This window comes from Bradyrhizobium sp. HKCCYLRH3099, assembly GCF_051167855.1.
GTDB lineage: Bacteria > Pseudomonadota > Alphaproteobacteria > Rhizobiales > Xanthobacteraceae > Bradyrhizobium.
The window spans coordinates 21116-46343 of sequence record NZ_JBNPTW010000027.1 but is presented as its reverse complement, the minus strand read 5'-3'; the positions used below and the strand labels follow the sequence as shown (position 1 = coordinate 46343).

Sequence of the window (25228 nt, the reverse complement as noted above, 5' to 3'; positions counted from 1 at the left end):
CAGCCGTGAAGCCAGAAATTTACGACACGCTCTTGGGATTGAACACACCGAGCAAACCGGGAATTTTTCCGTAGCGAATGAGGAAGGTTCGGACATCGCGGCCACCACGTGGCAACAATTAGTTGATGCAGGCCTTCCCACGCAGCGTCGCGCCTCGTCTTTCTTGACGCTCGCTTTCATCGGACTCTACGATGATCGCAGGATCCGAGAGAGATCCAGGGAGGAACGACATGAAGGTGAGAGAGTATCCGCGGCACGGAGCGCGTGCAGCTCTGGGCGCGGCCATCGCGCTATGCGTGACGCTTGCCATTCCGGCAAGCGGACAGGCTGAGGAGCTGACGCCGGACCGCATCAAGGCGACGATGTCCGCGGTCGACAGCGCGATGATCAAGGCCAATGCCGCGACGTCGAAGGATTGGCCGACCATCGGCCTCGACTACGGCGAGACGCGCTTCAGCAAGCTCGACAAGATCAACACCGACAACGTCAAGGATCTCGGACTCGCCTGGAGCTACAATCTGGAGTCCGAGCGCGGCATCGAGGCGACGCCCGTCGTGGTCGACGGCATCATGTATCAGACGGCGTCGTGGAGCGTCGTGCATGCGATCGATGCCCGCACAGGCAAGAAGATCTGGACGTTCGATCCCGGCGTCAAGCGCGAGCTCGGCTACAAGGGCTGCTGCGACGTCGTCAATCGCGGCGTCGCCGTCTACAAGGGCAAGGTGTTCGTCGGCGCCTATGACGGCCGGCTGATCGCGCTCGATGCCGCGACCGGCCAGAAGGTCTGGGAAAAGGACACGCTGATCGATCACGAGCATTCCTACACCATCACCGGCGCGCCTCGTGCGTTCAACGGCAAGGTGGTGATCGGCCAGGGCGGCGCGGAGTATGGCGCGCGCGGCTACATCACCGCCTATGACACCGAGACCGGCAACCAGCTCTGGCGCTGGTTCACGATCCCCGGCGATCCCTCGAAGCCGTTCGAGGACGAGTCGATGGCCGCGGCGGCGAAGACCTGGGACCCGTCGACCAAATACTGGATCAATGGCGGCGGAGGCACGCCATGGGATACGATCACCTACGATCCCGAGCTGAACATGGTCTATCTCGGCACCGGCAACGGCGCGCCGTGGAATCGCAAGATCCGCAGCCCGTCCGGCGGCGACAACCTCTATCTCGCCTCCATCGTGGCCTTGAACGCCGACACCGGCAAATACATCTGGCACTATCAGGAGACGCCCGGCGATCACTGGGACTACACCTCGACCCAGCCGATGATCCTGGCCGACATCGCCATCGACGGCGCGCCGCGCAAGGTGATCCTGCACGCGCCGAAGAACGGCTTCTTCTTCGTGATCGACCGCACCAACGGCAAGTTCATCTCGGCCAAGAACTTCGTCGATGTGAACTGGGCGACCGGCTATGATGCTAATGGCCGTCCGATCGAGGTGCCCGCCGCGCGCGGCGATGATCCCTACGACTCCATTCCGGGCCCCTATGGTGCGCACAACTGGCACCCGATGTCGTTCAATCCGCAGACCGGCCTCGTCTATCTGCCGGCGCAGAACATCCCGGTGAACCTCACGCCGGAGAAGAACTTCGTCAACAACGCCCCGACGCCCGGCAAGTTCGGCGGCGTCACAGCGTGGAATCTCGGCTTCGCCTTGAACGCGACGCCGCCGAAGGCGCCGGCATTCGGGCGGCTTCTCGCGTGGGATCCGGTACAGCAGAAGGAGGTCTGGCGGATCGAGCACGCCTCGCCGTGGAACGGCGGCACGCTGACGACGGCCGGCAATCTCGTCTTCCAGGGCACCGCGGACGGCCGCTTCGTCGCCTATGACGCCCGCAACGGCAAGATGCTGTGGGAGACCCCGACGGGCACCGGCGTGGTCGCTGCGCCGTCGACCTACATGATCGACGGCGTGCAATATGTCTCGATCGCGGTCGGCTGGGGCGGCGTCTACGGCCTCGCCGCGCGCGCCACCGAGCTGCGTACGCCCGGTACCGTCTACACCTTCGCGGTGGGCGCCAAGGCGAAACTGCCGGAGTTTGTGAAGTACCAGACCGAGGGCCTGCTGCAGGGCGTGAAATATGACCCCAAGGACGTGCCCGAGGGCACCGCGCTCTATGTCGCCGCCTGCGCCACCTGCCACGGCGTGCCCGGCGTCGACCGCGGCGGCAACATCCGCAATCTCGGCTACGTGCCGGCCGAGGAGATCATCAAGCTGAAGGACATCGTGTTCAACGGACCGTTCCGCGACCGCGGCATGCCCGACTTCACCGGCAAACTGAAGGAGGAGGACGTCGTAAAGATCCAGGCCTTCATCCAGGCGACGGCCGACGCGATCAGGCCGAAGAAGTAGCGGGCGCCTGCCAGAGCATGGCTTGATCCCGAGCAAAATGACCGGAGCCTGATCGGGCTCCGGTCACCATCCGCTGATCAGACGCCGACGCATGGCGCGGAGCCGAGCTCATCCGGCAACGTCGTATTGCCTGCTCAGTTCGTCGCCGATCTTCACCAGCATCGCCACGCTCTCCGGATAGCCGGGGCGTGTGGCGGTGCCGGGATCGGCCTTGGCGCGAAACTCCCATTTCGTGCCCCAGCGCAGCACCGAAATCGCCATCCCCGTCGGGCAGTCGGCGCGCGCCTTCAACTCGTCCTTGGCCAGCGCGATCAATTCGGCTTCGGTCTTGGTCGGCTTGGTCATGTGATCAGGCTCCGAAGCTACGTGGTGTGGCCTCAACGCCCGGCAATCGCCTGCTTGACGCCCTTGATCCGCGGCAGGCTGCCCGTCTGGTCGGACTCCAGCTTGGCGGCGTCCTTGCCTTCCGGCTTGCCGGTCGCATCGGGGAAGCGCGCGCGCATGTCGCGCAGAAAGCCGTCGAGCGTATCCACGCTCGCCGCCATCTTGGCGATCTGGGCGAACTCGGCGCTCGAGCCGCTGGCCGGCTTGCTGGCGACGTCGAACGCGAGCTTGTCGGCCTCGCCGGTCATCAGCGGCGCATATTTTTCACGGAAGCGGGCAAGACCGATCGCATCATCCGCCAGGGCGTAGCCGACCACGGCGCGCAGGATGTCGCCGCGCTCGGCCGGATTGAGCGGGCGGAAATCGCGCCAGCGGTCACCGTAATACAGCTCGATCTGCTCGGACGCCTCGCGCCAGCGCCGCGACGCCCAGTAGATGTCGGAGCGCAGCCGGATCGCCTCGCGGCCGCCGACATTGGTGATGATGTCGAGCCCGAGATCGTGCCGGCCGATGTCGCTGTTGGCGCGGGCCTCGAGCAGCAGCCGTTGCTGGCGCAGCTCGCCCGAGAGATCGGCGATGCGGGTGGTGCGCAGCGCCTCCAGCGCGCGATCCGGCTTGCGGTTGGTCAGATAGACCATGGCGAGGCGCGCGGCCACCTGGGCGCGCGCGGCGCCTTCCAGCCGGTGATCGACCTGGTACTGCAGCAGCTCGGCGGCCTGATCGAGCAGATCGATGCCGACCAGGCGGTCGGCGAGCTTGCGGATCATCTCGTCGCCGCGCCGGCCGATCGGGGTCAGCTCGCGGTAGCCATAGAACATGCTGAGCGCATCCACCGGCGGCAGCTCGTCGGCCTTGCCGCCGAGGAACAGCTGCGAGAACAAGCGCTGCGACGCATCCTGCGCCTGCCGCGCCATCTCGGAATTGGGCATCATCCGGGTGGCCTGGCGCGCGGCTTCGAGCGAATCCGCGTAGCGGCCCGCCTCCTCGTACATCTGCGCCATCATCTGCAGGGCCTGGACCTCGATGACATCGCCGCGCCAGATCGCCTGCAGCGTCTCCAGCTCCTTCAGCGCTTCGGCCGGCTTGATCTCGCCGCGCTTCTGCAGAAGCTTGATCTCGAGCAGCTTGGCTTCGGCGGCCGCCATGCGGTCATTGGAGTTCACCGCGAAGCGATAATCGTCGAGCGCATCCTTCTCCTGCGCCATCGCCTCGGCCAGCCGGCCGCGCAGCACGGCGATGTCGGGCTTCATGTCCGCGGGCACGCCGATCACGTCGAGCTCGGCGCGGCGCTTGGCGGCGCCGGCGAAATCCTTGATCTCGAGCGCCGACTTCATCGCGTCCGCGATCACGATCCGCTGCAGGTCGAGCGGCAGCGACGCGATGGCAAACTCGACATTCTTCAGCTTCTCGCGCGCATCGGCGAACTTGCCCTGTCGCGCATAGGCAAGGCCCTTCCACATCTGCGAGTCGAAATTGTTGCCGATCGAGGAGGTCGCGAGATCCTTCAGCCCCTGCTCCGGCCGGCCCATCAGGATGCTCGCCACGGCATGGATCATCAGCATGGCGGTTTCGTCGGTGCGCGGGTCGCTGTCGGAGATCATCAGGTTGGTGATGCCGCGCGCCTCCGGATACATCCCGCGCGCCATGTAGAAGCGCGCCAGCGCCAGCCGCGCCTGGGCGCGGCGTTCGGGCTCGGCATTGGCGGCCGCCTTGATCAGGAGATCGAAGCGCGGCCCGAACGGCTGGGTCTGGTTCTGCTGCCATTCGTCGATGTCGAACATCGGCCTGACGGCGGTCGGCGCCCGCTCCGGCGAGAAGCCGATCGAGGACAGCGTGAGGCCGCCGGGCCGTCCCAGGATCACCTTGTCGGGCGCGATCTCGACGGCGACGTCGTCGGAGTTCGGACGCACCGCGATGCCGTGCACGGAGTCGAGCAGCGACAGGTCGACGAAGTCCTGGCGCTTGATGAAACCGCGGATCGGCGGCGGCGCGGTCACCACCAGCAGCGTATCGCCGGCATCCGGGTCGGTCAGCCGGTGCAGCATGCCGGCACCGGGGTTGGCGAGCGGCACCATCACATTGGCGAGCGCGGGATCGGTGACGTTGCGCATCACCATCAGCGGCTGCTGGTCGGTCTGGCCCTTGTCGGCGAACGACAGCGTCCAGCTGCGGCCGCCGTCGTCGCTGCCGAGCGAATGCATCTGCGGCCGGTTGAGGCGGATGCGGATCGCCTGGCCCTTGTCGAGCGGCATGCGGCTGGCCTCGCCGACGATGGCACCGCCCTTTGCCCGGATCGGCTCGACGTCGAGCGGCCTCGTGGTATCGAACACCATCCACACGGTGTCGCCACGGCGGAACAGCGCCGCCGGCGTCACCTGGCCGAAGCCGAAGGTGAGCCGCAGGCCGTCGCTGTCGCGCAGCGCCTCCAGCGTGGCGGCGCCGTTTGCGGCCTTCTCAACCGGCTTGGCCGCGTCGGGCTTGGCGGCTTCGGGTCTGGTCGCTTGAGGCTTGGCGATTTCGGGCTTCGCCGTCTCCACCTTGGCCGCTTCCATGCTCGCCGGCTCGGCCTTTGCGGCTTCGGACTTCGCGGGCTCGGCCTTCATCGGTTCAGCCTTGGCCTCGGGAGCTGCTTCCGCGTTCGCGGGAGCCGCCGCGGCGGCAGGCTGCGCGGGCTCGGTCGCCGGAGCCGCGATCGCGAGCTTGGGCTCCGGCTTCATCTCCTTGGCGATGGTTTCCGAGGTCGGCGGAACGATCTCGGGCTGCGCTGCCGCCTTCGGCTTGTCGCCATTCGGCTTCTCGCCGTTGGATTTCTCGGCGGCGGCCGCCTTGACGCCCGGCAGCGTGTCAGAGGAGACCGCGGCCACCTTCTTGTCGGGCTGCACATAGGCGATGTCGACGTTGTAGTTCTTCTCCTCGCGGAAGGCACGGACGTCGACCTCGCCGATCAGGCCGATCTCGACCACGGTCTTGCTGCCGTCGATGCGCTGGTTGATCGCGGCGACGTTCGGCGGCGACACGATCTTGGCGTCGGCGAGATCGAAGTTGAGCGGCGCCGAGAAGAACAGCGACATCTTCTGATCGTTCATCACCGAGGAGATACCGACGCCGTCGGGAATCTCGAACACGAAGCGCACGAAGGTCGGCTGCACCAGCGCGCGTACGCGGATCGGCGGCCGCTTCTTGGATTCGGCTTCGGCGCGCTGCAGGCGCAGCGCACGTTCGGCGGCGCGGGCGCGCTCGGCCAGCTCGCGCACGACCTCGGCGGGCAGCGGCGGCGGCGGGCCGGTCCAGCTGTCCGGCAACAGGTCGATGAAGACGCGCTCGCCCGCGACCATCGTGTTGACGCGCACCTTGCGCGACAGCGACAAGCGCAACGCCGACCCGTCGGGATCACCGCGCGCCGAGGAGATGTAGTCCGGCGCCGCATCGACCCAGCGATCGATCGGCACGTTGGCGGCGCGGTCGAACCTGATCAGCAGGATGGAGCCGGCCGTGGTGACGTCGGCGCCGACATCCTCGGTGAATTTCAGCACCAGCCGGGCGTAGCCGTTCTGGGCTGAGAGGCTCGCCTCGCCCGGCACCGGCGCAGCGCCGGCCGCGACCGTCGAGAGCACGAGGCCGATGACGATCGCCGACAGCAGGGCCAGCCCGGCGCGCAGACGCGCGCGGGCCCGGGACCGCAATCCGATGGATGACGTGCGCGCCATGGTCAGAAGTTCCAGTTCGACAGCCGCAGGACGTGACGGATACGCCTGCCCCGCCACGCCGGAAGTCTAGGATCCGGCGTTTAAGGGCGCATTAAACATGCGGTTTCAATTGCTCTTCACCGGCACGATCTTGCCTTCGATCTTCGGCAGCTCCGCACTCGCTTCCGGCTTTTCGGCGCCTGCGCGGCGCGCGAGCTCCACGGTCAGCCGCTCGGCGGCTTCCGGCGTCATCAGGCCGAGAATGTCCGACATCTTGCGCGGCGCGATCTGCGAGGCGATCTCGATCAGCACCGACATCTCGAGCCGGTCAAACACCTTGGCGGCGTCTTTCGGCTTCATGCCCTCGTACATCGTGACGATGCTCTTGAAGCGTGCGTTGTCGGCCTCCGCCTTGGCGGCCTGCGCGCCGGAGATACGCCCCTCGATCGCCTTCATCTCCTCGGTCTTGGACTGGATGCGCTGCTCGGCCGCCCGCAACAGGCTCTCGCGAATGTCGATCTCGCGCTGGCGCGCCTCGAGCTCCTGGCGGCGCGACTGCAGCCGCTCGAGGATCGCCTTCTCCGCCGGCGACACCTGCTGCTGGTTCTCCTCGGGCTTGATGACGATGCCGTCGGGCTTGGTGTCGGGCGCCGCCGGCTTCGGCGCCTCCTCCTTCTTCTCTTTCGGAGCGCCGTGGGTCGAGCCGGTGATGATGTCGTTGTCCTCGCGGCCGGGGTAGCCCAGGTTCTCCTGCGCCCAGGACCGCTTGGAGCTCTTCGGATCGTAGTCGAACACGTAGCCGCCATCGATCACGAGGCCAGCCACCTTCAGCACCGCGAGGCAGGCCACCGCGATCAGGACGACGGGAATGACGCGGATGTTACGGAACGCATTCATGCGGCAAGGCCACCAGTCCTTCGACGTTCAGAGAATGCCTGGGCCGCGGCGGCAACCGCCTTGGCGCCGGAGACGCGGACCGGCTCGGTCGTGATCGCCGGCACCGGCGCCGGCTCGGGCGCGGCCTCAGGAGCAGTGATGGGACGCGCGGCGCTGGCGATGCGCGACAGCCGGCGCACGACGCCGTCGCTCTCGGCGAGCTGCTTGCGGAGCTGATCGGACATCTGCGTCGCGGCCGCGAGCTGATTGCCGAGATTGTCGTTGACGTCGCGCACCGCGAGCTTGAGGCCGCCGATCGCCCGCTCGGCGATCTCGGTCGCGGTGATCAGCTCGGCGATGACGGCCTTCAGCGAATGCTCGTCCGCCTTCAGGCGCTTCAGCCTGGAGTTCAACAGCATGCAATAGCCGATGGTGAGCACCAGAAGGACCGCCACCAGACTTTCGATGATCAATCCGAGCGAGTGGTTCATTGGGCCTCCATCATCTTGTTCTGGCCTTCGGAGCCTTCGAACATCGCAAGCGTCGTATTGGGCTTGCGCAAATTCTTGGTGACACGGATCGCGACGCGGTCGCCGACCCGGCCCATTCGCCCCTCCGTCAGCATCGTGCTGCCGCAGCGGACCGCGACCAGCGCGTCGGGACGAATGTCGAGCGGCAGCGTGTCACCGACCTTCAGCCGCATCAGCTGCTTCAGCGGCACGTCGGCCTCGTAGAGCACGGCGTCGACGGCGATCTCGGCCTGCGCGATCTCGGTCGCGAAGTGGCCTTCCCAGACGGGATCACGGCCGAACTTCTCGCCCATGAACATCTGCAGCAGGACCGGGCGGATCGGCTCGATCGTCGCATAGGGCAGCAGCAGCTCGATATTGCCGCCGCGGTCTTCCATGTCGATCCGGAGTTTCACGAGGATCGCGGCATTGGCCGGGCGGCTGATCGCGGCGAAGCGCGGATTGGTCTCGAGCCGGTCGATGGTGAAGCGCACCGGCGACAGCGGCCGGAACGCCTGCTCGGCGTCGCTCAGCACCACCTCGATCAGGCGCTTGACGAGATTGGTCTCGATCGTCGTGTAGGGGCGGCCCTCGACGCGCAGCTGGGTGTTGCCGCGGCGGCCGCCGAGCAGCACGTCGATGATCGAATAGATCAGCGTGGAATCGACGGTGGCGAGGCCGAAATTCTCCCACTCCTCCGCCTTGAACACGCTCAGCACCGCCGGCAGCGGAATCGAGTTCATATAGTCGCCGAATCGCACCGAGGTGATGCGGTCGAGCGAGACTTCGACGTTGTCGGAAGTGAAATTGCGCAAGCTCGTCGTCATCAGCCGCACCAGGCGGTCGAAGACGATTTCGAGCATCGGCAGACGCTCGTAGGACACCATCGCCGAATCGATGATGGCGCGAATGCCGGAGTGGTCGTCGAGATTGACCTCGCCCGCGGTGAAGCCGAGGAGATTGTCGATCTCCTCCTGCGACAGCACCCGCTCGCCGCCGTTCTTGGTGGCGCCGAAATCGCGGCTGCCGTCCTCGACCATCGCGGCCCATTGCAGGGCCATCGATTCCGTGAGTTCGTTGGCTGCTGCGGCTTCCGCGGCCTCTGTGGGATCCTCGGAATCAAGCGAGGCTTCCCATTGCGCGGCTATCGCATCTTGGTCGACTGGATCGTTGCCCGCCATGGTCGTTGCGCTTTCCGTGCCTTACTGAATCACGATTTCCTTGAACAACACCGCGTTGACCTGGTTGGGCGCCAGCGCGACGTTGACCCGCTTGGTGAGCTCCTCCTTCAGCCGGAACAGGCCCGCCGAGCCGTTGAGGTCGCTCGGCCGGAGCTCGCGCAGGTAGGTCTGGAAGATGTCGGTGACGCGCGGCAGCGTCGGCTTGATCGACTCGACCTGCTTCTCCTCCTTCACCTCGAGAACGATCTTCACTTTGAGATATTGGACGCGGTCGCCGGGATTGCCGACGAGGTTGACCAGGAGGTCCGGCACCTCGACGAAGGACGGCGGCTTCGGCGGCGGCGCCTCGGCGTGATGCTCGTCGGCCTTGTGGCTGAAGAAAAGGAAGTAGGCCGCACCGCCGATACCGAGCAGCGCCAGCACACCGACGACCATGATGATGAGCTTGAGCTTGCTCTTCGGCGCGGCTTGCTCCTCGCCTTCAGCTGCTCCGCCTTCATTCTCAGCCATGGCCTTCGGATCCCCTTCGGAAAGTCGAACCGATGCCGCCAGAAAGCTTACGACGCGAAACAATCGCTCCCAGCGCATCTGCGCTTCGTTGAGTGAACGCTACGGTAACAATGGTTAACGGAAGCTTTCTTTTGGGAACACGGTGGGAAAATCTTGCCGGGCAATTATGGTTAGCGAGACGTTATTGCCGGGCGTTTCGGACCCCATCCAAAATCTAATGAATTGATTTATTTGAGATTTTAGAGTTGGCACGGCTTTCGCTGTACCTCTTGCGAACCCGCCGGCTTGGGAGAGCCGAACGGTTCGCAGAAGACCCGCTTCAGACGCCTTGGGAGAGGCATCGGATGCGGGATTCGTTAAGAGGGGAGATCGACCGGTGGAGAATGCGCTTCTCATCGGATTGTCGCGGCAGATGGTGCTGGAGCGACAACTCGACGTCGTTGCCAACAACGTCGCCAACGTCAACACCAACGGCTTCAAGGCCGATCAGCAGCTGTTCGAGGAGTATCTCTCCTCCGGCGCGCATGAAGACAATTTTCCGGGCGCCGCCCGCAAGGTGGCCTATGTCCAGGATCGTGGCACCTATCGCGACTTCTCGCAGGGCTCGATGGAGCGCACCGGCAACGCGCTCGACGTCGCCATCACAGGCGGCGGCTTCCTGACGGTGCAGACCGCCGCCGGCGAGCGCTACACCCGCGACGGCAGCCTGCACATGAACAATATCGGCCAGCTCGTCACCGCGGCCGGCGACCCCGTGCTCGGCACCGGCGGCCCGATCGTCTTCCAGCCGACCGACCACGACATCAACATCTCGCCGGACGGCACCGTGACGGTGGTCGAGGGCGTCAACCGCACCGACTCGATCCGCGGCAAGCTGCGCATCGTCAACTTCGCCGATCCGCAGAAGGCCCAGAAGCAGGGCAACAACCTCTACGCCGCCGTCGACGGCGCCGCGCCGCAACAGGACACCAAGTCGACCGTCCAGCAGGGCTACATCGAGAAGTCGAACGTCAGCGCGGTCGGCGAGATGAGCAAGATGGTCGAAGTGATGCGTGCCTACACCCAGGTCGCCAACATGCTGCAGGTCCAAAGCGACATGCGCAAGAGCGCGATCGAGAAACTCGCCGACGTTCCGGCCTGACCGCAGAGATTGAAGGAGACATAAGATGCAGGCGCTTCACACCGCTGCGACCGGAATGGCGGCCCAGGAACTCAACGTCCAGGTGATCTCCAACAACATCGCCAACCTGCGCACGACCGGCTTCAAGAAGCAGACCGCGGCGTTCCAGGACCTGATCTACGAGCACATGCGCCGGGTCGGCGCGCAGTCCTCGGACCAGGGCACGATCCTGCCCGTCGGCATCGACATCGGCGGCGGCGTCAAGACCGTCGGCACGCCGCGCTCGATGACGCAGGGCACGCTATCGCAGACCGGCAACGATCTCGACCTCGCCATTTCGGGCGAAGGCTTCTTCAAGATCCTGATGCCGGACGGCACCTTCCAGTACACCCGCGACGGCACCTTCCAGATGGACAATCAGGGCCGCATCGTCACCGCCCAGGGCAACCCGGTGCAGCCGACCATCACGATCCCGCAGAACGCCTCGGGCATCACGGTCAACGCGCAGGGCCAGGTCTCGGTGACGCTGCCGGGCTCGACCACCTCGAACATCATCGGCCAGCTCCAGGTCACCCGCTTCATCAACAAGGCCGGCCTGCAGCCGGTCGGCAACAACCAGTTCACCGACACGCCGTCCTCCGGCGCGCCGCAGGACGGCGTCGCCAACCAGGACGGTCTCGGCAGCATCACCCAGGGCAGCCTGGAGCAGGCCAATGTCGACGTCGTCAGCGAGATGAGCGAGCTGATCGCCGCCCAGCGCGCCTATGAGATGAACGCCAAGGTCATCTCCGCCGCCGACCAGATGATGCAGTCGACCACCGCGTTGTTCCGCTGAGGCCTGGGAGATCATCATGATGACCCGCACCGCCCGTCCCATCCTGCTCGCCGCCGCCCTGCTCGCCTCGACCGCGCTCCAGGCCTTCGCCGGCGAGGCCGACAACCAGATCAAGGCGCCCGTGCTGCGCGCCAGCGTCAATGTCACCGGAGACATCGTCCGCGTCGGCGACCTGATCGACAACGCAGGCGTCGCCGCCAACGTCGCCGTGTATCGCGCGCCCGATCTCGGCACCACCGGCGTGCTGCCGGCCGCGCAGGTGATCGCGACGCTGCGTACGCACCAGGTCATCGGCGTCGAGGTCCGCGACATCAAGGAGGTCGCGGTCACCCGGTTGGCCCGCGCCGTCGACGCCAAGGAGATCAGCACGGCCGTCGCCCAGGCGCTCGATCACCGCAACGGACTTGGTGATGCGGCCAACCTGAGCATCAGCTTCGACCAGCCGGTGCAGGACCTGAAGTTCGACGCGTCGAGCAGCGGCCCGCTGGCGCCGACCAACGTCCGCTTCGATCCGCGCAGCGGCCGCTTCGACATCAGCTTCGAGCTCGCTCATGGCAACGGCGCCAGCCCCACCAAGCTGCGCTACAGCGGTGTCGCGATCGAGACCGTCGAGGCTGTCGTGCTGACGCGCAACATTGACCGCAACGAGATGATCCGTTCCGGCGACCTGCAGGTCGAGCGGCGGCCGCGCGCCGAGCTTGGCGGCGCGGAGCCGGCCTCGCGCGAGCTCGCGGTCGGCATGCAGATGCGTCGCCCCGCCCGCGCCGGCCAGGCGCTGAAGACTACCGATCTCGCCAAGCCGGACCTGGTGCAGCGCGACCAGGCCGTCACGCTGATCTACCAGACCGCAGGCATCTATCTGACCACGCGCGGCAAGGCGCTGGAATCGGGCACCGAGGGCGACGTCGTCAGCGTGCTCAACCTGCAGTCCAAGCGCACCATCACCGGCCGCGTCACCGGGCGCGGCCAGGTCTCGGTCGACATCGCCGTCGCCAAACCGGCGCAGACCTCCGAGGCCGAGATCGCAGCCCCCGTCTCCGTCGCCAGCCGCCTTCCCTCCTCCGCCACTCCGAAAGCCGAGTAAGTTTCATGTCGAAGTTCAAGTTTGATGGTCAGGGCGTTTCGGGGCTGCGGCGGGTCGCGCTGATCTCGGTGTCGTTCGCGGTGCTGTCGGTCGCGGGCGGCTGCTCCTCCATCGACCGCCTCAGCCAGATCGGCGAGCGGCCGAAGCTGACGGAGATCGACAATCCGACCACGCAGCCGGGCTACAAGCCGGTGCAGATGCCGATGCCGAAGCCCGAGACCGTGTCCTACGCGCCGAACTCGCTGTGGCGCAACGGCTCGCGCGCCTTCTTCAAGGACCAGCGCGCCCGTCAGGTCGGCGACCTCCTGACTGTCACGGTCAGCATCTCCGACAAGGCCAATTTCGCCAACGAGACCCAGCGCAGCCGCACCAACAAGGAAGACTCGGGGATCACCGACTTCATCGGCTCGAAGACGCTCGGCGCCACCGGCCAGAACATTCTGCCCGGCCGCATCCTCACCGCCGACGGCACGTCGTCCTCCGACGGCAAGGGCACCATCCAGCGCTCGGAATCCTTGACCACCAGCGTCGCCGCCGTCGTGACCCAGGTGCTGCCGAACGGCAATCTGGTCGTGGAGGGCAAGCAGGAGATCCGGGTCAATTACGAGATCCGCGAGCTGATCGTGGCCGGCATCGTCCGGCCGGAGGACATCCAGAGCGACAACACGATCGACTCGACCAAGATCGCCCAGGCCCGCATCTCCTATGGCGGCCGCGGCCAGATCACCGACGTCCAGCAGCCGCGCTACGGCCAGCAGGTCATGGACATCCTGCTGCCGTTCTAAGGCGAACGCGAACATGACGGACCGGGCGGGTCTCGCCCGGTCGCTCAAGAGGGCCGCCGACGCCTCCCCCGTCGGCCATCGAAACGAGGACGATCATTCACCACGAAATCCTTCCCCCTCGGGAGGGTCGGAAAAGGATTGGCCGAGCGCGACACTGGTCATGACGATGACCTCGCAGCCGCCGCCCCGCTTCCGAGCAACGAGCTCCCACATTGCCCAATGCGAACCTAGGCGCGGCGGGTAATGTATACGCGGCCTCCGGTAGCTCCCCTGCCGGAGGCCGTGTTCGTTTGTGGGGATGGCGCTTCCCTATGGGCGGCCGGCCGCATTCCTCAGGCCGGTGAGGCCGGCTCCGGCATCCCCTGGCGAGTTAGCTGCTGTCCACTCGGTTTCTTGTGCAAGGAGCGCGCAGGATCCCGCTTTTGTAGTTGGCTAAGGGCCAAGTCAGCTGACCGACATGCCAAGCCGGTCCAGCATTCGCTTTCCCATCACGAAGGCCCGAGCATCGCCGCGCTCCATCATGGCCCTCGCTGCAACGCCGACGCGGGACCTAAGGTCCGGGAGTCGATCGAGATCGACATTGTCCAGGATGCGGGTGCCGTAGAGACGCAAGGCATCGTCGAGCCTACGGGCCAACTGGTCATGCCCGCTTTGCCCGGCTTCCTGATCTGGCCGCTCTCCAACCATCTTCATGGGCACCTTGCTTCCGGGGATAACACGCTCGCGTATTGAAAGAGACCAGGCTCGCCAGCTTACCCACCCTTCCCGAGAGGGTGGGTGCGCTGAAAACCTCCGGCCGCGTTGCCAATGTCGTTTAGCACTGCTGGTCGAATAGCGAACCGCGGGCACATTGACGCTCGGTCCACCACGAATTATGTTCTCCATATGTTCCATTGGAGCAGTTTTTGAAACGCAAACCTCTGCAATTGCAAAACGTACCAAAAATGGTACTCTGATGAAGCGTTTGCCGGCCTACTTTTATACCCTTGCATCCGGTCGGGAGCCGGTTCGAGATTGGCTTAAGGAATTGCCGATTGAGGATCGCCGGATCGTCGGCGAGGACATCAAGGATGTCGAGTTCGCGTGGCCGATTGGTCTGCCTTTATGTCGGCCTTTAAGTCATGGACTGTGGGAGGTTAGAAGCAACCTTACACAGGGCCGGATCGCTCGTGTGATCTTCTGCGAGCGCGACGGTCGGATGATCCTGCTTCATGGCTTCGTCAAGAAAAGTCAGAAGACGCCGGCATCAGACCTGACGCTGGCGATCAAACGAATGAGAGACATGTCCTGATGCGGACTCCGAAGACCACCGGCAAGGTCGGCTCCGCCTTCGACGACTTCCTGAAGGAGGAAGGCCTCTACGAGACCGTCACGGCGCGGGCGATCAAGCGCGTGCTGGTGCGACAACTCGAAGATTTGATGAAGCGCGAGGCGATCTCCAAGACGGAGCTGGCTGCCCGCATGGAGACCAGCCGCGCCCAACTCGACCGGCTGCTCGACCCTGACAATGAGTCCGTCACGCTCGCCACACTGGCCCGCGCCGCAAAGGCCGTGGGACGTCATCTGCGGATGGAGCTCATCTAGCTCACGATCAGCAAAGGCGGGGTCGTCAGCCTTCGATCGGAAGCCCGCGGGCATCACTCGAACGCCGCCTCGACCACGCCCAGCCCGTCCAGCTCCATCCGCACCCGGTCGCCGGGCTTGAGCCAAATGGTCTTCACCAAGCTGCCGGTCAGCACCAGTTGCCCGGCCTCGAGCCCGTCGCCGCGCGCGGCAAGATGATTGGCGAGCCAGGCAAGCGCATGCAGGGGATGTCCGAGCACATCGGCGCCGGTGCCCTGCCCGGCCAGAGCACCGTTCACGAAGGCACGGCCCTGCACGGCGGCGAGGTCGCCTGCCGCATCGCGCGGGACGGCGGGGCCGAGCACGCAGCCTGCGGCGAAGAAATCATCCGCCACCAGGGTCGGGGCGCCCATGCTCTCCCATTGGACGTAGCGGTCATCGACGATCTCGATGGCTGCATGGCAGTCGCCGATCGCGTCCCCGACATGGGCGATCGTGAACGGCGCATCCAGCGGCAGCAGGTCCTTGGCGAGCCGCACCGCGATCTCGCATTCGACGCCGACGCGCACGAAATCGGCCGCGCGCAGCGCCACGCCCGAGGCGTGAACGCCGCTGGCAAACACGCCACCGGCACAGGGATGCGGAATGCCAATATAGTCCTGCATCACCTTGCTGGTGCAGCCGATCTTGTAGCCGGCGAAATCGCCGACGTGCTCTGCGAGCAGCCAGTGAACCTCATGCTGGATCTCATAACCGGCCGCTTCATCCTTCGGCTGAAGGTGAGCCGGCAGCGCCGCCAATGGCGTCCTGTCGCGGCGGGCCGCCACGATCAGTTGTGCGGCGGCCAGGACGTCGTCTGCTCCCATGGTCGTTCAACTCCGGCTGCCAGCCGCCCGAAGCGGCCTCTCAGATCTTATGGTTAACAGTCTGTCACGACTTAGCTTTTGCCGTCCAATTCATCTTCTGGCGCGGCAGCTTCGCGCAGCGTTCGAAGCGTCCTCCGCGGTTGAGACGATGCTTGAGCTGCATCACGGCCGCACCAGGCCGAGCCTCGAGAGGCTCTCCGCGGTCGCGATGATGATCTCATCATTCGGTCGCGGATTCCAGCCGAGCAGGCGCCGCGCCTTGTCACTGGTGGCGGCACGGCGGAGGCCCAGCAGCGGCTTGACGTCCCGCAACTGCGGGACGCCGAGCGCCACGATGCGGGCCAGCCAGTTCGGCATCTCGAACCGCGGCGCGCGCCGTCCCGCCTCGCCCATCCGCAGCCGCAGCACCGCGGCAATCTCGATCACCGACAGCGGCGGTCCGGCCACGGCCAGGAACCGTTCGCCGCTCGCGGAAGGCGCGGTCATCGCGCGCAGATGCAGGTCGGCGACGTCGCGAACGTCGACCAGGCCGAGATGGATTTTCGGCGCGAGCGGCGCCCGGCCCTGCATCAACGCCTGCACGAGCGCGATGGACGGCGAAAAATCCGGGCCCAGCACCGGACCAAGCACCGCGACGGGGCAGATGCTCACAAGCTCCAGCCCTGCGCCCTCGCGGGTGACAAAATCCCACGCGGCGCGTTCGGCCAGCGTTTTCGACTTCGGGTAAGGCTGCACGTCAGGACCGGCGAGATCGCTCCAATCGGCCTCGTCGAAGGGTGTCGTGCGCGGCGGATGGCCATAGGCGACGGCGGAAAACGACGAGGTCAGCACCACGCGCTTCACGCCGGCCTCGCGCGCCGCCCGCAACACCCGCAAGGTGCCGTCGCGCGCCGGCACGATCAGCTCGTCCGCGTTGCTCGGCACGTAATCCGGCAAGGGCGAGGCGATGTGGAGGACGTAGTCGCAGCCGGCCGCCGCGGCGGACCAGCCGTCATCGCTGGTCAGGTCGGCCGCATGGAACGCGACCGCCCCGGCATCGGCCGTACCACCGCGCCGCAGCATCGCCCGGACCTCGCTTGCGCGATCGAGGCTGCGCAAGGTGGCGCGGACGCGATGCCGGGCGGCCAGAAGTTGCAGGATGGTGTGGACCGCGATGAAGCCGGAACCGCCGGTGACGAGAACCTCGCTCATCGCAACAGTCTCTTGATCAGCTGCATCAGCCCTGCTCCGCCGCTCGTATCCCGGCGAAACCTCATCGCAGGGTGACGTGGCAGGGCGATGTCAGCGAGCACCGATGCTCAGGTGACGCTGCCGGCCGCGGCGACATCAACGGGCTCGCGCGCATCCAGCCAGGGCAGCTCGAACTGGCAGATGAGACCGTTCTCGGAGAAGGTGCGCTGCAGATGCTTGACGGTGCGGGTGAGCAGCCGGCTGCCGAAGCCGACCACTGCGGGCTCATGGGCCGGCGGCCCGCCCGTCTCTTGCCAGCGAACGTGCAGCGCGTCGGGTCCCAACGACCAGCTGACGTCGACACGTCCGTCCGGCGTGGTCAGCGCGCCATACTTGCTTGCATTGCAGGCCATCTCATGGATGACCAGCGCGAGCTGGGTGGTCAGCTCGACGGGCACCAGGATCGCGGGCCCGCTGGTCGAGAGCTGTTCGCGCGCACTGACGAACGGCGCCACCTGGCCGGCGACGAGCGCGGCGAGGTCGGCGCCCTGCCAGTCGTTCTCCGCCAGGCTGGTGTGAACCGTCGCCAGCGCGTGCAGGCGCAAGGTGAAATCGCGGACCTTGGCGTCGTGCCGCGGCAGCAGCTGATGCGCCAGCGACTGCACCACGGCCAGGCTGTTCTTGACGCGGTGAGCCAATTCGTGGACCAGCAGATCGCGCTTGCGGTCCGCCTCCTTGGCCGCCGTCACGTCGATGTTCACGCCGATCATCAGGTCGGCGCCGCCGTCGCCGCGCAGCAGTCGGGCCCGGCCCTCGATCCAGCGCAGGCTGCCATCCGGCAGCGCGACGCGCCATTCGGAGTCGAGCTTGCCGGTGATCAGCGCCCGCTTGTTGTCCCGGTCGGCGCGCGCCCGGTCCTCGGGATGGACCAGCGCCAGCCAGTCATCATAGGTGCCGGGGAACGTGCCGGGCGCGAGGCCATAGAGCTCTTCGATCTCGTCGGACCATTGGCTGGTCCCGGAGCGACCGTCCCAGATGAAAGTCCCGAGCCGCCCATATTTGGCGGCCAGCTTGAGCTGCTCGGCAGTTCGCGACGCGTCGTCCCTCGCCTTGGCGAGCATCCGGAAGTTATCCTGAATGATGCGCTCGCTTTCGGCCTGCGCCTTTTCCGCCGCGGCCAGCCGTGCGTTGAGCGCGCGGACCTCCGGCGGGTCGGAGGGCGCGGCCTCGCCGGGGATGGCGCGCTTTCGGGCGATGCTGTCGAGCGGGCGCGCAATGCTGCTGGCGATGCCCGCGGCCAGCAACAGCGCCAGCGCGCAGATGCTCGTCGCCGCGATGGTCGCGGTCTTCACGGTGGAAGAGACCGCTTCGGCAAAGGCGCCCTGCTTGATGCCGACGCCGATGGTCCAGTCGCTCAGTTGGGGATGCGCATTGGCGTTGATGATGCTGTCCCCCTCGATCGAGGGGAATTCGGCGATCCCTTCGACCCTGGCATGGGCGCGCCAACCTGCCGATGCCGGCTGGCCGGTGGAGGTCGCGTTCTTCGGGATGCGCGAGACGTAGCGCCCCTGGCTGTCGATGATCCCGACGAGCCAGTTGGCCGGCAACTGCTGCTGCGCCAGCAGCCGCGTATAGCTCGCGGCCGGCATGGCGATCGACAGGCAGCGGAACGGCTTGCCGTCCCTGAACACGGGGACATCGACGGTCGCCACCCACTCGCCCGAGTTCGGCCCCGTGAACAGGTCGGAGATGGAGGGCCGTCCGGTCGCGAAGGCGCGCTCCTGCGAGCGCCGGCCTTCCGGCGTGCGCTCGCCGAGCGGCTTGCCCGGAGGCGCGAGCGTGTTGAGCAGCAGCCGGCCGCTCGCGTCAGACACAATGATCCAGCCGTCCCCGGTCACCAGCCCGACCCGGCGCGCCTCCGCTTCGAAATCCGTGAGGTCGGCGGCAGCGAGGTCCGGCGACTTCGCCAGCACCTCCGCCAGCGCGATATAGCGCCGCAGCTCGGCGTCGACGGCTCCGGAGATGGTCTGTGCCGCATAGGACAGACCGCGCCGGATCGAGCCGTCCGCCGACTGCTGCATGGAGGCGATGACATAGGCGATCAGCCCGACGCAGGGCAGGAACAGAATTCCGGCCAGCAACAGCAGGCGGCCTTTGATGGTCAGGGCCCCATAGCAACGCTGCGCCGTGACGAGCACGCCGCCAAGCAAGGTCCCCGGTCTGTCCAGCTCGCGCATGATCCCCCGCGGCGAGTTCCTGATCGGAACGGCCACCAATTCCGCAAAACGCGAAAAGTTCCTGAAAGGACGGGATGATCTGCGGAACGACAGTGTCCGGCCCCGCAACCGAGGTCGCGTCAACAGTGAGGCCGGCCCTCAGCGCCAAAGCCGCTGGCGCGTCCCCGGCACTTCAGCCAATGCTCGAAGATGCGGCCGCTCCCGGCGGGCGGCCGCAGTCCAGGCTCGGTCAGGTCAGCGCCGCGACTACTCGTCGCGATAGACCTTTTCACGCTTTTCGTGGCGTTCCTGCGCCTCCACCGACAGCGTGGCGATCGGACGGGCTTCGAGCCGCTTCAGCGAAATCGGCTCGCCGGTCTCCTCGCAATAGCCGTAGGTGTTGTCTTCGATGCGCTGGAGCGCGGCGTCGATCTTGGAGATCAGCTTGCGCTGGCGGTCGCGGGCGCGAAGCTCGATCGCCCGGTCGGTCTCCGACGACGCGCGATCGGCGAGGTCGGGATGGTTCACGTTCTCCTCCTGCAGAGCCTGCAGGGTGAGCTTCGATTCGCGCAGGATCTCCTCCTTCCATGCCAGCAGCTTGGCGCGAAAGTACTCGCGCTGGCGTTCGTTCATGAAAGGCTCTTTTTCGGAAGGTTTGTAGTTCTTCAACTTTTCCAAGGTCAGCCCATCTGTACGTGCTGGCGCCGGTCTCGGCACCGGCGGACGGAATACGCCCGTTCGCGGCCGCGTTATATAGCGGCCTCATGTGACAGACAATATTTCCATCGGCACGGACCGCCCGCCGGTCGGCCGGTTGCACAGACAAATTCGGCCCTGCCCGGCGGGACGGCTCCGGGGAGGCTAATAGCCGACCGTGAAACGGGCCCTCCGGTGCGCCGGACGCTCGATTTCGTCGGCCATTGCGACCGCGAAGTCCTCGAAGGTGATGAAGCTCTTGCCTTCGGCATCGACCAGCAACTGGTCCGTTCCGAGCCGGAACTTGCCCGTTCGGGCGCCGAAATCGATCATTGCGGACGGCGACAGGAAGGTCCAGTCGAGCTCGGTCTCCTGGCGAAGGCGATCCAGGAACGCCGCCCCCTTCTCCGCCTCGGCCTTGTAGATGGCAGGAAAGCCCGGCGTGGTCACCAGCCGCACGCCGGGTGCGACCTCCAGCGAGCCGGCGCCGCCGACCACGAGGTAACGAGATACGCCGGAATCCCTGGCCGCCCCGATCAGGGTCTCGACATCGCTGGCGGAGAAATGGATGGAGCTGATCGCCACGTCATGGCCCTTCCAGATCCGCGCCAGTTCGGCCCGATCGTTGGCGTCGCCCTTCACGGCGGTGACGTTGGCGTGCTTTTCGATCTTGTCCGGGTTCCGGGCGATGCCGGTGACCTGATGGCCGCGGCTGGCCAGCTCGGCTGTGATGCGGGATCCGGCACGGCCGGACGCGCCGGCAACGGCGATCTTCATTCGAAACTCCTCTGTTCGAGATTCACGATCCGGACCCGAGGCTCTGGACGAGGCGTCCCAGTATCCGATAGTGACTAGATAGCGGAATGAACGCTGGTGTTAAGAGAGCACTCTGAGATCACCTGGTCACGCCGGAGTAACCGATGAGAGCCGCGAACGTCTATTCGGCCGACTGCCCCACCCGTCAGATCCTCGATCGCGTCGGCGACAAATGGGCGGTGCTGATCCTGATCCTGCTGCGCAACGAACCGTTGCGCTTCAATCAGTTGCGCAGGGCCATTGAAGGCATTTCGCAGAAGATGCTCTCGCAAGTGTTGAAGAGCCTGGAGCGCGACGGCCTGGTGCGACGGCGCGCGATCGCAACCGTTCCAGTGACGGTTGAATATTCGATCACGTCGCTTGGACTGACCCTGGCTGCCGCGGTCGATCCCCTGCGCGACTGGGCCGAGCAGCATCTGAAGGACGTCATGGCCGCACAGCGGCGCTACGACGCGCAAGCGTCGTCGAAGGCCGCTTAGTCGCGTCAGCCCTGTCCCGCCTTGGCGAGCTCGACCTCGACGCGGAGTTCGATCTCCGAGAGGATCGCATCGAGCCGCGTGTCGCCGGAGGTCTGCTTCAGCTCGGCCGCCGCATCGCGCAGCCGCAGCGCCATCGTGGTGTCGAGCTTGCCGGACAAGAGCGACAGTTTGAGATCGTCGAGCACGTCCAGAGCGCGCTTGCCGCGCTGGACCGAGCGCTTGCGCCGCTCGGCCGGATCCTCCTCGATGCCCTGCAACGCCAGCAGCGCGTCGATATTGGCGGTCTGCTTCGGCGCGAGTGTCGCGCGCGTGTCCTGCGTGGTGCCGATGTCTGGCAGCTTGAAGCCGCCGGAGGACGTCTTACGCGTGGAGCTGGTCGACGTATTCAGCGTCGTGCCGTTCGGTCCATAGATGCGCATCGGTCTCTCCCCGCAAGCTCTGCGTGTCGGTGCGGAGATTGGCCGCGTCGTGGTTAACGGTGCGTAAATGGCCCGGCAAATTCTGCCGGGGCGGCAGCTTCGTTCCTCCGGAATAGCCCGGGATCGTGACAAGGCGCGCGATCGATTTCACAATCTATCAATGAGTTAGCCCAGAGCATCGCGCTGGCACGGCCCTCGCATAGTTAACGCCGATCATGCGGTCATGGGAGTGGCCACCTGATCACCTGCAGAGTTCGAGGGGAGCATAGGATGCGACGCGTCCGATCTACGCGCCTGTTTCAGGCCGCTTGCGCCGCCATGCTGGCGCTGGCCTCTACCGTCATGTCCGCGCATGCGACGTCGCGGATCAAGGATCTCGCCAATATCGAAGGCGTGCGCCAGAACCAGTTGATCGGCTACGGCCTTGTGGTCGGCCTCAACGGCACCGGCGATACGCTGAACAACATCCCGTTTACCAAGCAGTCGCTCCAGGCGATGCTCGAGCGGATGGGCGTCAACATTCGCGGCGCCACCATCCGCACCGGCAACGTCGCGGCCGTGATGGTGACCGGCAACCTGCCGCCCTTCGCCACCCAGGGTACGCGGATGGACGTGACGGTGTCCGCACTCGGCGACGCCAAGAACCTGCAGGGCGGCACCCTGCTCGTCACCCCCCTGCTCGGCGCCGACGGCAACGTCTACGCGGTCGCGCAAGGCTCGCTCGCGATCTCCGGCTTCCAGGCCGAGGGCGAAGCGGCCAAGATCGTGCGCGGCGTGCCGACGGTCGGCCGCATCGCCAACGGCGCCATCATCGAGCGCGAGATCGAGTTCGCGCTGAACCGGCTGCCCAACGTCCGCCTGGCGCTGCGCAACGCCGATTTCACCACGGCCAAGCGCATCGCGGCGGCCATCAACGATTTCCTCGGCGTCAAGACCGCCGAGCCGATCGACCCCTCGACGGTGCAATTGAGCGTTCCGCCGGAGTTCAAGGGCAACGTCGTCGCCTTCCTGACCGAGATCGAACAGTTGCAGGTCGATCCGGATCTTGCCGCCAAGATCGTCATCGACGAGCGCTCCGGCATCATCGTGATGGGCCGCGACGTCCGCGTCGCCACCGTCGCCGTGGCGCAGGGCAACCTCACCGTGACGATCTCCGAGAGCCCGCAGGTCAGCCAGCCCAACCCGCTGTCGCGCGGCCGCACCGTGGTCACGCCGCGGACCAGCGTCGGCGTCACCGAGGAAGGCAAGAAGTTCGCGGTGGTGAAGGATGGCGTCTCGCTGCAGCAGCTCGTCGACGGCCTCAACGGCCTCGGCATCGGACCGCGTGACTTGATCAGCATCCTGCAGGCCATCAAGGCCGCCGGTGCGATCGAAGCCGACATCGAGGTGATGTGATGGCCACCTCCTTCGTCGACTCCTACAACGGCCGCGTCGCGCTCGCGATGCCCCGGGCCGCGGCGATCACGACGCCGCGCACCGATCTCGATCTCGCGGAAGCCCTGACCAAGGTCTCGCCCAAGGCCCAGGCCAAGGCCAAGTCGACCGCGACCGACTTCGAGGCCATGTTCCTCAACAGCATGTTCTCGCAGATGACCAACGGCGTGAAGGGCGAAGGTCCGTTCGGCGACACGCCCGGCACCGGCGTCTGGCGTTCGATGCTGACCGAGCAATATTCCAAGAATTTCGCCAAGGCAGGCGGCGTCGGCATTTCCAACGATGTCTTCCGCACCCTCATCCTGCAACAGGCCGGCAACAGCAACGCCGGCAGCAACGGCAAAGCGTAGATGTTCGCGTGACAAGCGCGTGGGCCGCGAAAGGCTCACGCCGAAGGGAGTTATGAATGACCGTACAGGGCCAGGCGAAGAAGACGACCTACACCGCAGCCGCGACCGCCGCGGAGGCACGCGCGCTCGCCGACGAGATGGTCAGCGTCATGAGCGAGCTGATCGCGGTCATCGAGCAGGAGACCGAGCTGGTGCGCGCCGGCAAGCTGAGCGAAGGCATGGCGTTCGGACCGCGCAAGACCGAACTGTCGCGGCACTACGTCACCACGGTGGGCCGCCTCAAGGCCAGCCAGGCCTTCATGAAGCAGACGGCGCCGGAGCTGCTCGGCACTCTGCACCGTCATCACGACACCTTCCGCGCGATGCTGCAGGTGAACCTGACGGTGCTCGCGACCGCGCACGCCATTTCGGAAAAGGTGGTGCGCGGCGTCAATGCCGAGGTTCAGCGCAGGAATGTCCCGAGCACCTACACGGCCGGCGGCCGCCGCGCCACGCCGGGCGCCCGCCATCTGACCCCGCTCGCCGTCAGCCGGACGCTCTGAGCCTCCCAAGCGCCCGGTGATCCCCGGCCGAGCCGCGCCGCCCCGAACGGGCCGCGCGGCTCGCGTCGTTTACGGTCGAATAATCTTAAAACCCCCGGCCGAATCACAACGCGCCGTTCATCCTATTTCCTAACATAACGTTGATTGGTCATCGGCATAGTTGCCAACGGGATGGGTAGGGAATTGACTCGATGGCCATGAGGAGGCTGCCATGAGTTCCGATTTCAGCGTGAGACCGGTGGGGGCGCCTGCGTCCGTCCCGATAGTCCAACCGTCGAGCCCGGCGGTGGTGAGCGCTGTTCCAACGGACCTTCCTCCGAGCCAGACCGTGACCGCGGCCGAGCCCGGCGTGCCCGTGCGAAACGACATTCCGACGAATGTCCCCAACGACCTCTCGGTGTCGCGCCAGGCCTATTACGATCGCGCTGCCGCCGCTTTGGTGTTCCAGGTCGTCAACCGCAAGACCGACCAGGTCGTCGCGCAATATCCGGACGAAGCCGTGCTGCGGCGGCGGGCCTACTTCAACACGCTCGACCTGCAGAAGGATCTGCAGAAGGCCGACGTGCCGCGCGTCACCGCCACCGACCGCACGGCCTGAGTCCCTGTCGGTCCGCTAGATCGATCGCTGCCGCTTGCACGCCGCCCAACCGGGCGGCGTCATTGTGTCGACCGGCAGAATGTCGAATGCCGGGACCAGCGCTTTTTTCAAGAAGCAAACGAATTGCGAGCTCGGCTGATCGGGCCGGCTTGCCGGCGCATCGGTCGCTCCGCTGGCTGCATGCGAGCGGATAGAGAGCCACGGCGCACTCGAGCGGATCATTCGCAATGCCGAGCACGCTCGGCTTACATGATGGAGGGGCCTTCAATCGAGCGGCCCTGCCCGGCGATGGATCGCTTCAGCTGCGGCCCGACAGGCCGGCTGCGATGTGGCAGTTGATATCGATCAGCGACTTCAGCTTCGCCGGATCCGGATCCATCTGCATCTCGATGGTCTGCTTCATGACGAACACGCCGATGTTGGCGATGTTCTGGCGAATGTCCATCGGGTTGGGATTGTCGTCCATCTCCATGGCGCTCATGAAAATCGTCCACAGACGACGATTGAACAGCAGCGCCTTGTACATGTTGCGGTCGGGACCGTTCCAGTTCGCTTGCACTTCCTGCAGCTGCCGCGCGGCCTTCAACAATGCCTGAGCTTCGATCTCCCGTGGTGACGCCGTCGTCTGCGACGTACGGGCATAAGCTTGAGCGGCATATGACATCAACTACTCCGGACTGACGCGGGGACACGACCAAACTGCCCGGATTTTGTACGTTGAGTGCCTTTAAAATATGGTTAGCGGG

Annotated in this window: 26 protein-coding genes; 12 read left to right on the top strand and 14 right to left on the bottom strand. The window is 65.9% G+C overall.

The genetic code is table 11. The annotated features are described in order from the left end of the window. Nucleotides 1-230 precede the first annotated feature (230 nt). On the top strand, nucleotides 231-2363 hold the full coding sequence (locus tag ACQR1Y_RS32975; RefSeq protein WP_434879744.1) for a PQQ-dependent dehydrogenase, methanol/ethanol family: 2133 nt from the start codon (nucleotides 231-233) through the stop codon (nucleotides 2361-2363). 108 nt (nucleotides 2364-2471) lie between these two features. Here the strand turns inward: ACQR1Y_RS32975 and ACQR1Y_RS32970 are convergent, their stop codons facing one another. From ACQR1Y_RS32970 to fliL, 6 genes are all read right to left on the bottom strand, one after another. Continuing rightward, the gene (locus ACQR1Y_RS32970; protein WP_434879745.1) at nucleotides 2472-2708 is read right to left on the bottom strand and encodes a hypothetical protein; all 237 of its coding nucleotides are present in this window, start codon (nucleotides 2706-2708) and stop codon (nucleotides 2472-2474) included. Nucleotides 2709-2740: 32 nt separating this feature from the next. Then, nucleotides 2741-6454: a tetratricopeptide repeat protein gene (locus tag ACQR1Y_RS32965; protein ID WP_434879746.1), complete on the bottom strand. Its 3714-nt coding sequence runs from the start codon at nucleotides 6452-6454 to the stop codon at nucleotides 2741-2743. A gap of 105 nt (nucleotides 6455-6559) precedes the next feature. Next, nucleotides 6560-7330: a MotE family protein gene (locus tag ACQR1Y_RS32960; protein WP_434860938.1), complete on the bottom strand. Its 771-nt coding sequence runs from the start codon at nucleotides 7328-7330 to the stop codon at nucleotides 6560-6562. Then, entirely contained in the window at nucleotides 7327-7800 is a 474-nt protein-coding gene (locus ACQR1Y_RS32955; protein WP_434860937.1) for a DUF6468 domain-containing protein, read from the bottom strand. Before ACQR1Y_RS32955 ends, ACQR1Y_RS32960 begins: the two co-directional genes overlap by 4 nt. Further along, complete coding sequence (fliM, locus tag ACQR1Y_RS32950; protein WP_434860936.1) at nucleotides 7797-8999, bottom strand: flagellar motor switch protein FliM; 1203 nt, start codon at nucleotides 8997-8999, stop codon at nucleotides 7797-7799. The genes ACQR1Y_RS32955 and fliM overlap by 4 nt, the downstream gene beginning before the upstream one ends. Nucleotides 9000-9020: 21 nt before the next feature. After that, on the bottom strand, nucleotides 9021-9509 hold the full coding sequence (fliL, locus tag ACQR1Y_RS32945; protein ID WP_434860935.1) for a flagellar basal body-associated protein FliL: 489 nt from the start codon (nucleotides 9507-9509) through the stop codon (nucleotides 9021-9023). 376 nt (nucleotides 9510-9885) lie between these two features. Between fliL and flgF the strand changes: the two genes are divergently transcribed. The 4 genes from flgF to flgH are packed head-to-tail and all read left to right on the top strand — an operon-like array spanning nucleotide 9886 to nucleotide 13333. Then, the gene (gene flgF / locus ACQR1Y_RS32940) at nucleotides 9886-10650 is read left to right on the top strand and encodes a flagellar basal-body rod protein FlgF (RefSeq protein ID WP_434860934.1); all 765 of its coding nucleotides are present in this window, start codon (nucleotides 9886-9888) and stop codon (nucleotides 10648-10650) included. Nucleotides 10651-10675: 25 nt separating this feature from the next. Next, complete coding sequence (gene flgG / locus ACQR1Y_RS32935) at nucleotides 10676-11464, top strand: flagellar basal-body rod protein FlgG (RefSeq protein WP_434860933.1); 789 nt, start codon at nucleotides 10676-10678, stop codon at nucleotides 11462-11464. Between the two features lie 16 nt (nucleotides 11465-11480). After that, a complete protein-coding gene (flgA, locus tag ACQR1Y_RS32930; RefSeq protein WP_434879747.1) occupies nucleotides 11481-12548 on the top strand; it encodes a flagellar basal body P-ring formation chaperone FlgA in 1068 nt (355 codons plus the stop codon). 5 nt (nucleotides 12549-12553) lie between these two features. Further along, nucleotides 12554-13333 (top strand): flagellar basal body L-ring protein FlgH, encoded by a 780-nt coding sequence (gene flgH, locus ACQR1Y_RS32925; RefSeq protein ID WP_434860931.1) that lies wholly within the window; start codon nucleotides 12554-12556, stop codon nucleotides 13331-13333. A 444-nt stretch (nucleotides 13334-13777) separates the two neighbouring features. Here flgH and ACQR1Y_RS32920 read toward each other — a convergent pair whose 3' ends face one another. Continuing rightward, complete coding sequence (locus tag ACQR1Y_RS32920; RefSeq protein ID WP_434879748.1) at nucleotides 13778-14026, bottom strand: hypothetical protein; 249 nt, start codon at nucleotides 14024-14026, stop codon at nucleotides 13778-13780. 262 nt (nucleotides 14027-14288) lie between these two features. On the opposite strand from ACQR1Y_RS32920, the gene ACQR1Y_RS32915 reads away from it, so the two are divergent. Together ACQR1Y_RS32915 and ACQR1Y_RS32910 are read left to right on the top strand one after the other, a co-directional pair. Then, nucleotides 14289-14624: a type II toxin-antitoxin system RelE/ParE family toxin gene (locus tag ACQR1Y_RS32915; RefSeq protein ID WP_434879749.1), complete on the top strand. Its 336-nt coding sequence runs from the start codon at nucleotides 14289-14291 to the stop codon at nucleotides 14622-14624. After that, the gene (locus ACQR1Y_RS32910) at nucleotides 14624-14917 is read left to right on the top strand and encodes a helix-turn-helix domain-containing protein (RefSeq protein WP_434879750.1); all 294 of its coding nucleotides are present in this window, start codon (nucleotides 14624-14626) and stop codon (nucleotides 14915-14917) included. Before ACQR1Y_RS32915 ends, ACQR1Y_RS32910 begins: the two co-directional genes overlap by 1 nt. Before the next feature lie 53 nt (nucleotides 14918-14970). On the opposite strand, the gene ACQR1Y_RS32905 is transcribed toward ACQR1Y_RS32910, so the two are convergent. The 5 genes from ACQR1Y_RS32905 to ACQR1Y_RS32885 form a co-directional block, all read right to left on the bottom strand. Beyond that, nucleotides 14971-15762 carry a 2-keto-4-pentenoate hydratase gene (locus ACQR1Y_RS32905; RefSeq protein WP_434879751.1) on the bottom strand — a complete coding sequence of 264 codons (792 nt, stop codon included), beginning with the start codon at nucleotides 15760-15762 and terminating at the stop codon, nucleotides 14971-14973. 162 nt (nucleotides 15763-15924) lie between these two features. Continuing rightward, complete coding sequence (locus tag ACQR1Y_RS32900; RefSeq protein WP_434879752.1) at nucleotides 15925-16953, bottom strand: SDR family oxidoreductase; 1029 nt, start codon at nucleotides 16951-16953, stop codon at nucleotides 15925-15927. 107 nt (nucleotides 16954-17060) lie between these two features. Next, on the bottom strand, nucleotides 17061-19169 hold the full coding sequence (locus ACQR1Y_RS32895; RefSeq protein ID WP_434879753.1) for a sensor histidine kinase: 2109 nt from the start codon (nucleotides 19167-19169) through the stop codon (nucleotides 17061-17063). A gap of 246 nt (nucleotides 19170-19415) precedes the next feature. After that, a complete protein-coding gene (gene dksA / locus ACQR1Y_RS32890) occupies nucleotides 19416-19781 on the bottom strand; it encodes an RNA polymerase-binding protein DksA (protein ID WP_172114412.1) in 366 nt (121 codons plus the stop codon). 228 nt (nucleotides 19782-20009) lie between these two features. Further along, on the bottom strand, nucleotides 20010-20621 hold the full coding sequence (locus tag ACQR1Y_RS32885; RefSeq protein ID WP_434860925.1) for an NAD(P)-dependent oxidoreductase: 612 nt from the start codon (nucleotides 20619-20621) through the stop codon (nucleotides 20010-20012). 143 nt (nucleotides 20622-20764) lie between these two features. Between ACQR1Y_RS32885 and ACQR1Y_RS32880 the strand changes: the two genes are divergently transcribed. Beyond that, nucleotides 20765-21139, top strand: coding sequence for a winged helix-turn-helix transcriptional regulator (locus ACQR1Y_RS32880; RefSeq protein ID WP_434860924.1), 375 nt, complete (start codon nucleotides 20765-20767; stop codon nucleotides 21137-21139). Between the two features lie 5 nt (nucleotides 21140-21144). Here ACQR1Y_RS32880 and ACQR1Y_RS32875 read toward each other — a convergent pair whose 3' ends face one another. Continuing rightward, nucleotides 21145-21558, bottom strand: coding sequence for a flagellar assembly protein FliX (locus tag ACQR1Y_RS32875; RefSeq protein WP_434860923.1), 414 nt, complete (start codon nucleotides 21556-21558; stop codon nucleotides 21145-21147). A gap of 270 nt (nucleotides 21559-21828) precedes the next feature. Here ACQR1Y_RS32875 and ACQR1Y_RS32870 point away from each other — a divergent pair, with 270 nt between their 5' ends. The 4 genes from ACQR1Y_RS32870 to ACQR1Y_RS32855 all read left to right on the top strand — a co-directional run bounded on the left by ACQR1Y_RS32870 (nucleotide 21829) and on the right by ACQR1Y_RS32855 (nucleotide 24482). Further along, the gene (locus tag ACQR1Y_RS32870; RefSeq protein ID WP_434860922.1) at nucleotides 21829-22953 is read left to right on the top strand and encodes a flagellar basal body P-ring protein FlgI; all 1125 of its coding nucleotides are present in this window, start codon (nucleotides 21829-21831) and stop codon (nucleotides 22951-22953) included. Further along, on the top strand, nucleotides 22953-23342 hold the full coding sequence (gene flgJ / locus ACQR1Y_RS32865) for a flagellar assembly peptidoglycan hydrolase FlgJ (RefSeq protein WP_434879754.1): 390 nt from the start codon (nucleotides 22953-22955) through the stop codon (nucleotides 23340-23342). The genes ACQR1Y_RS32870 and flgJ overlap by 1 nt, the downstream gene beginning before the upstream one ends. Before the next feature lie 56 nt (nucleotides 23343-23398). Then, entirely contained in the window at nucleotides 23399-23884 is a 486-nt protein-coding gene (locus ACQR1Y_RS32860) for a hypothetical protein (RefSeq protein ID WP_434860920.1), read from the top strand. A 211-nt stretch (nucleotides 23885-24095) separates the two neighbouring features. Then, complete coding sequence (locus ACQR1Y_RS32855) at nucleotides 24096-24482, top strand: hypothetical protein (RefSeq protein WP_434879755.1); 387 nt, start codon at nucleotides 24096-24098, stop codon at nucleotides 24480-24482. Nucleotides 24483-24780: 298 nt separating this feature from the next. Here ACQR1Y_RS32855 and flaF read toward each other — a convergent pair whose 3' ends face one another. Continuing rightward, nucleotides 24781-25146 carry a flagellar biosynthesis regulator FlaF gene (gene flaF / locus ACQR1Y_RS32850; protein ID WP_434860918.1) on the bottom strand — a complete coding sequence of 122 codons (366 nt, stop codon included), beginning with the start codon at nucleotides 25144-25146 and terminating at the stop codon, nucleotides 24781-24783. Nucleotides 25147-25228: the final 82 nt, after the last annotated feature.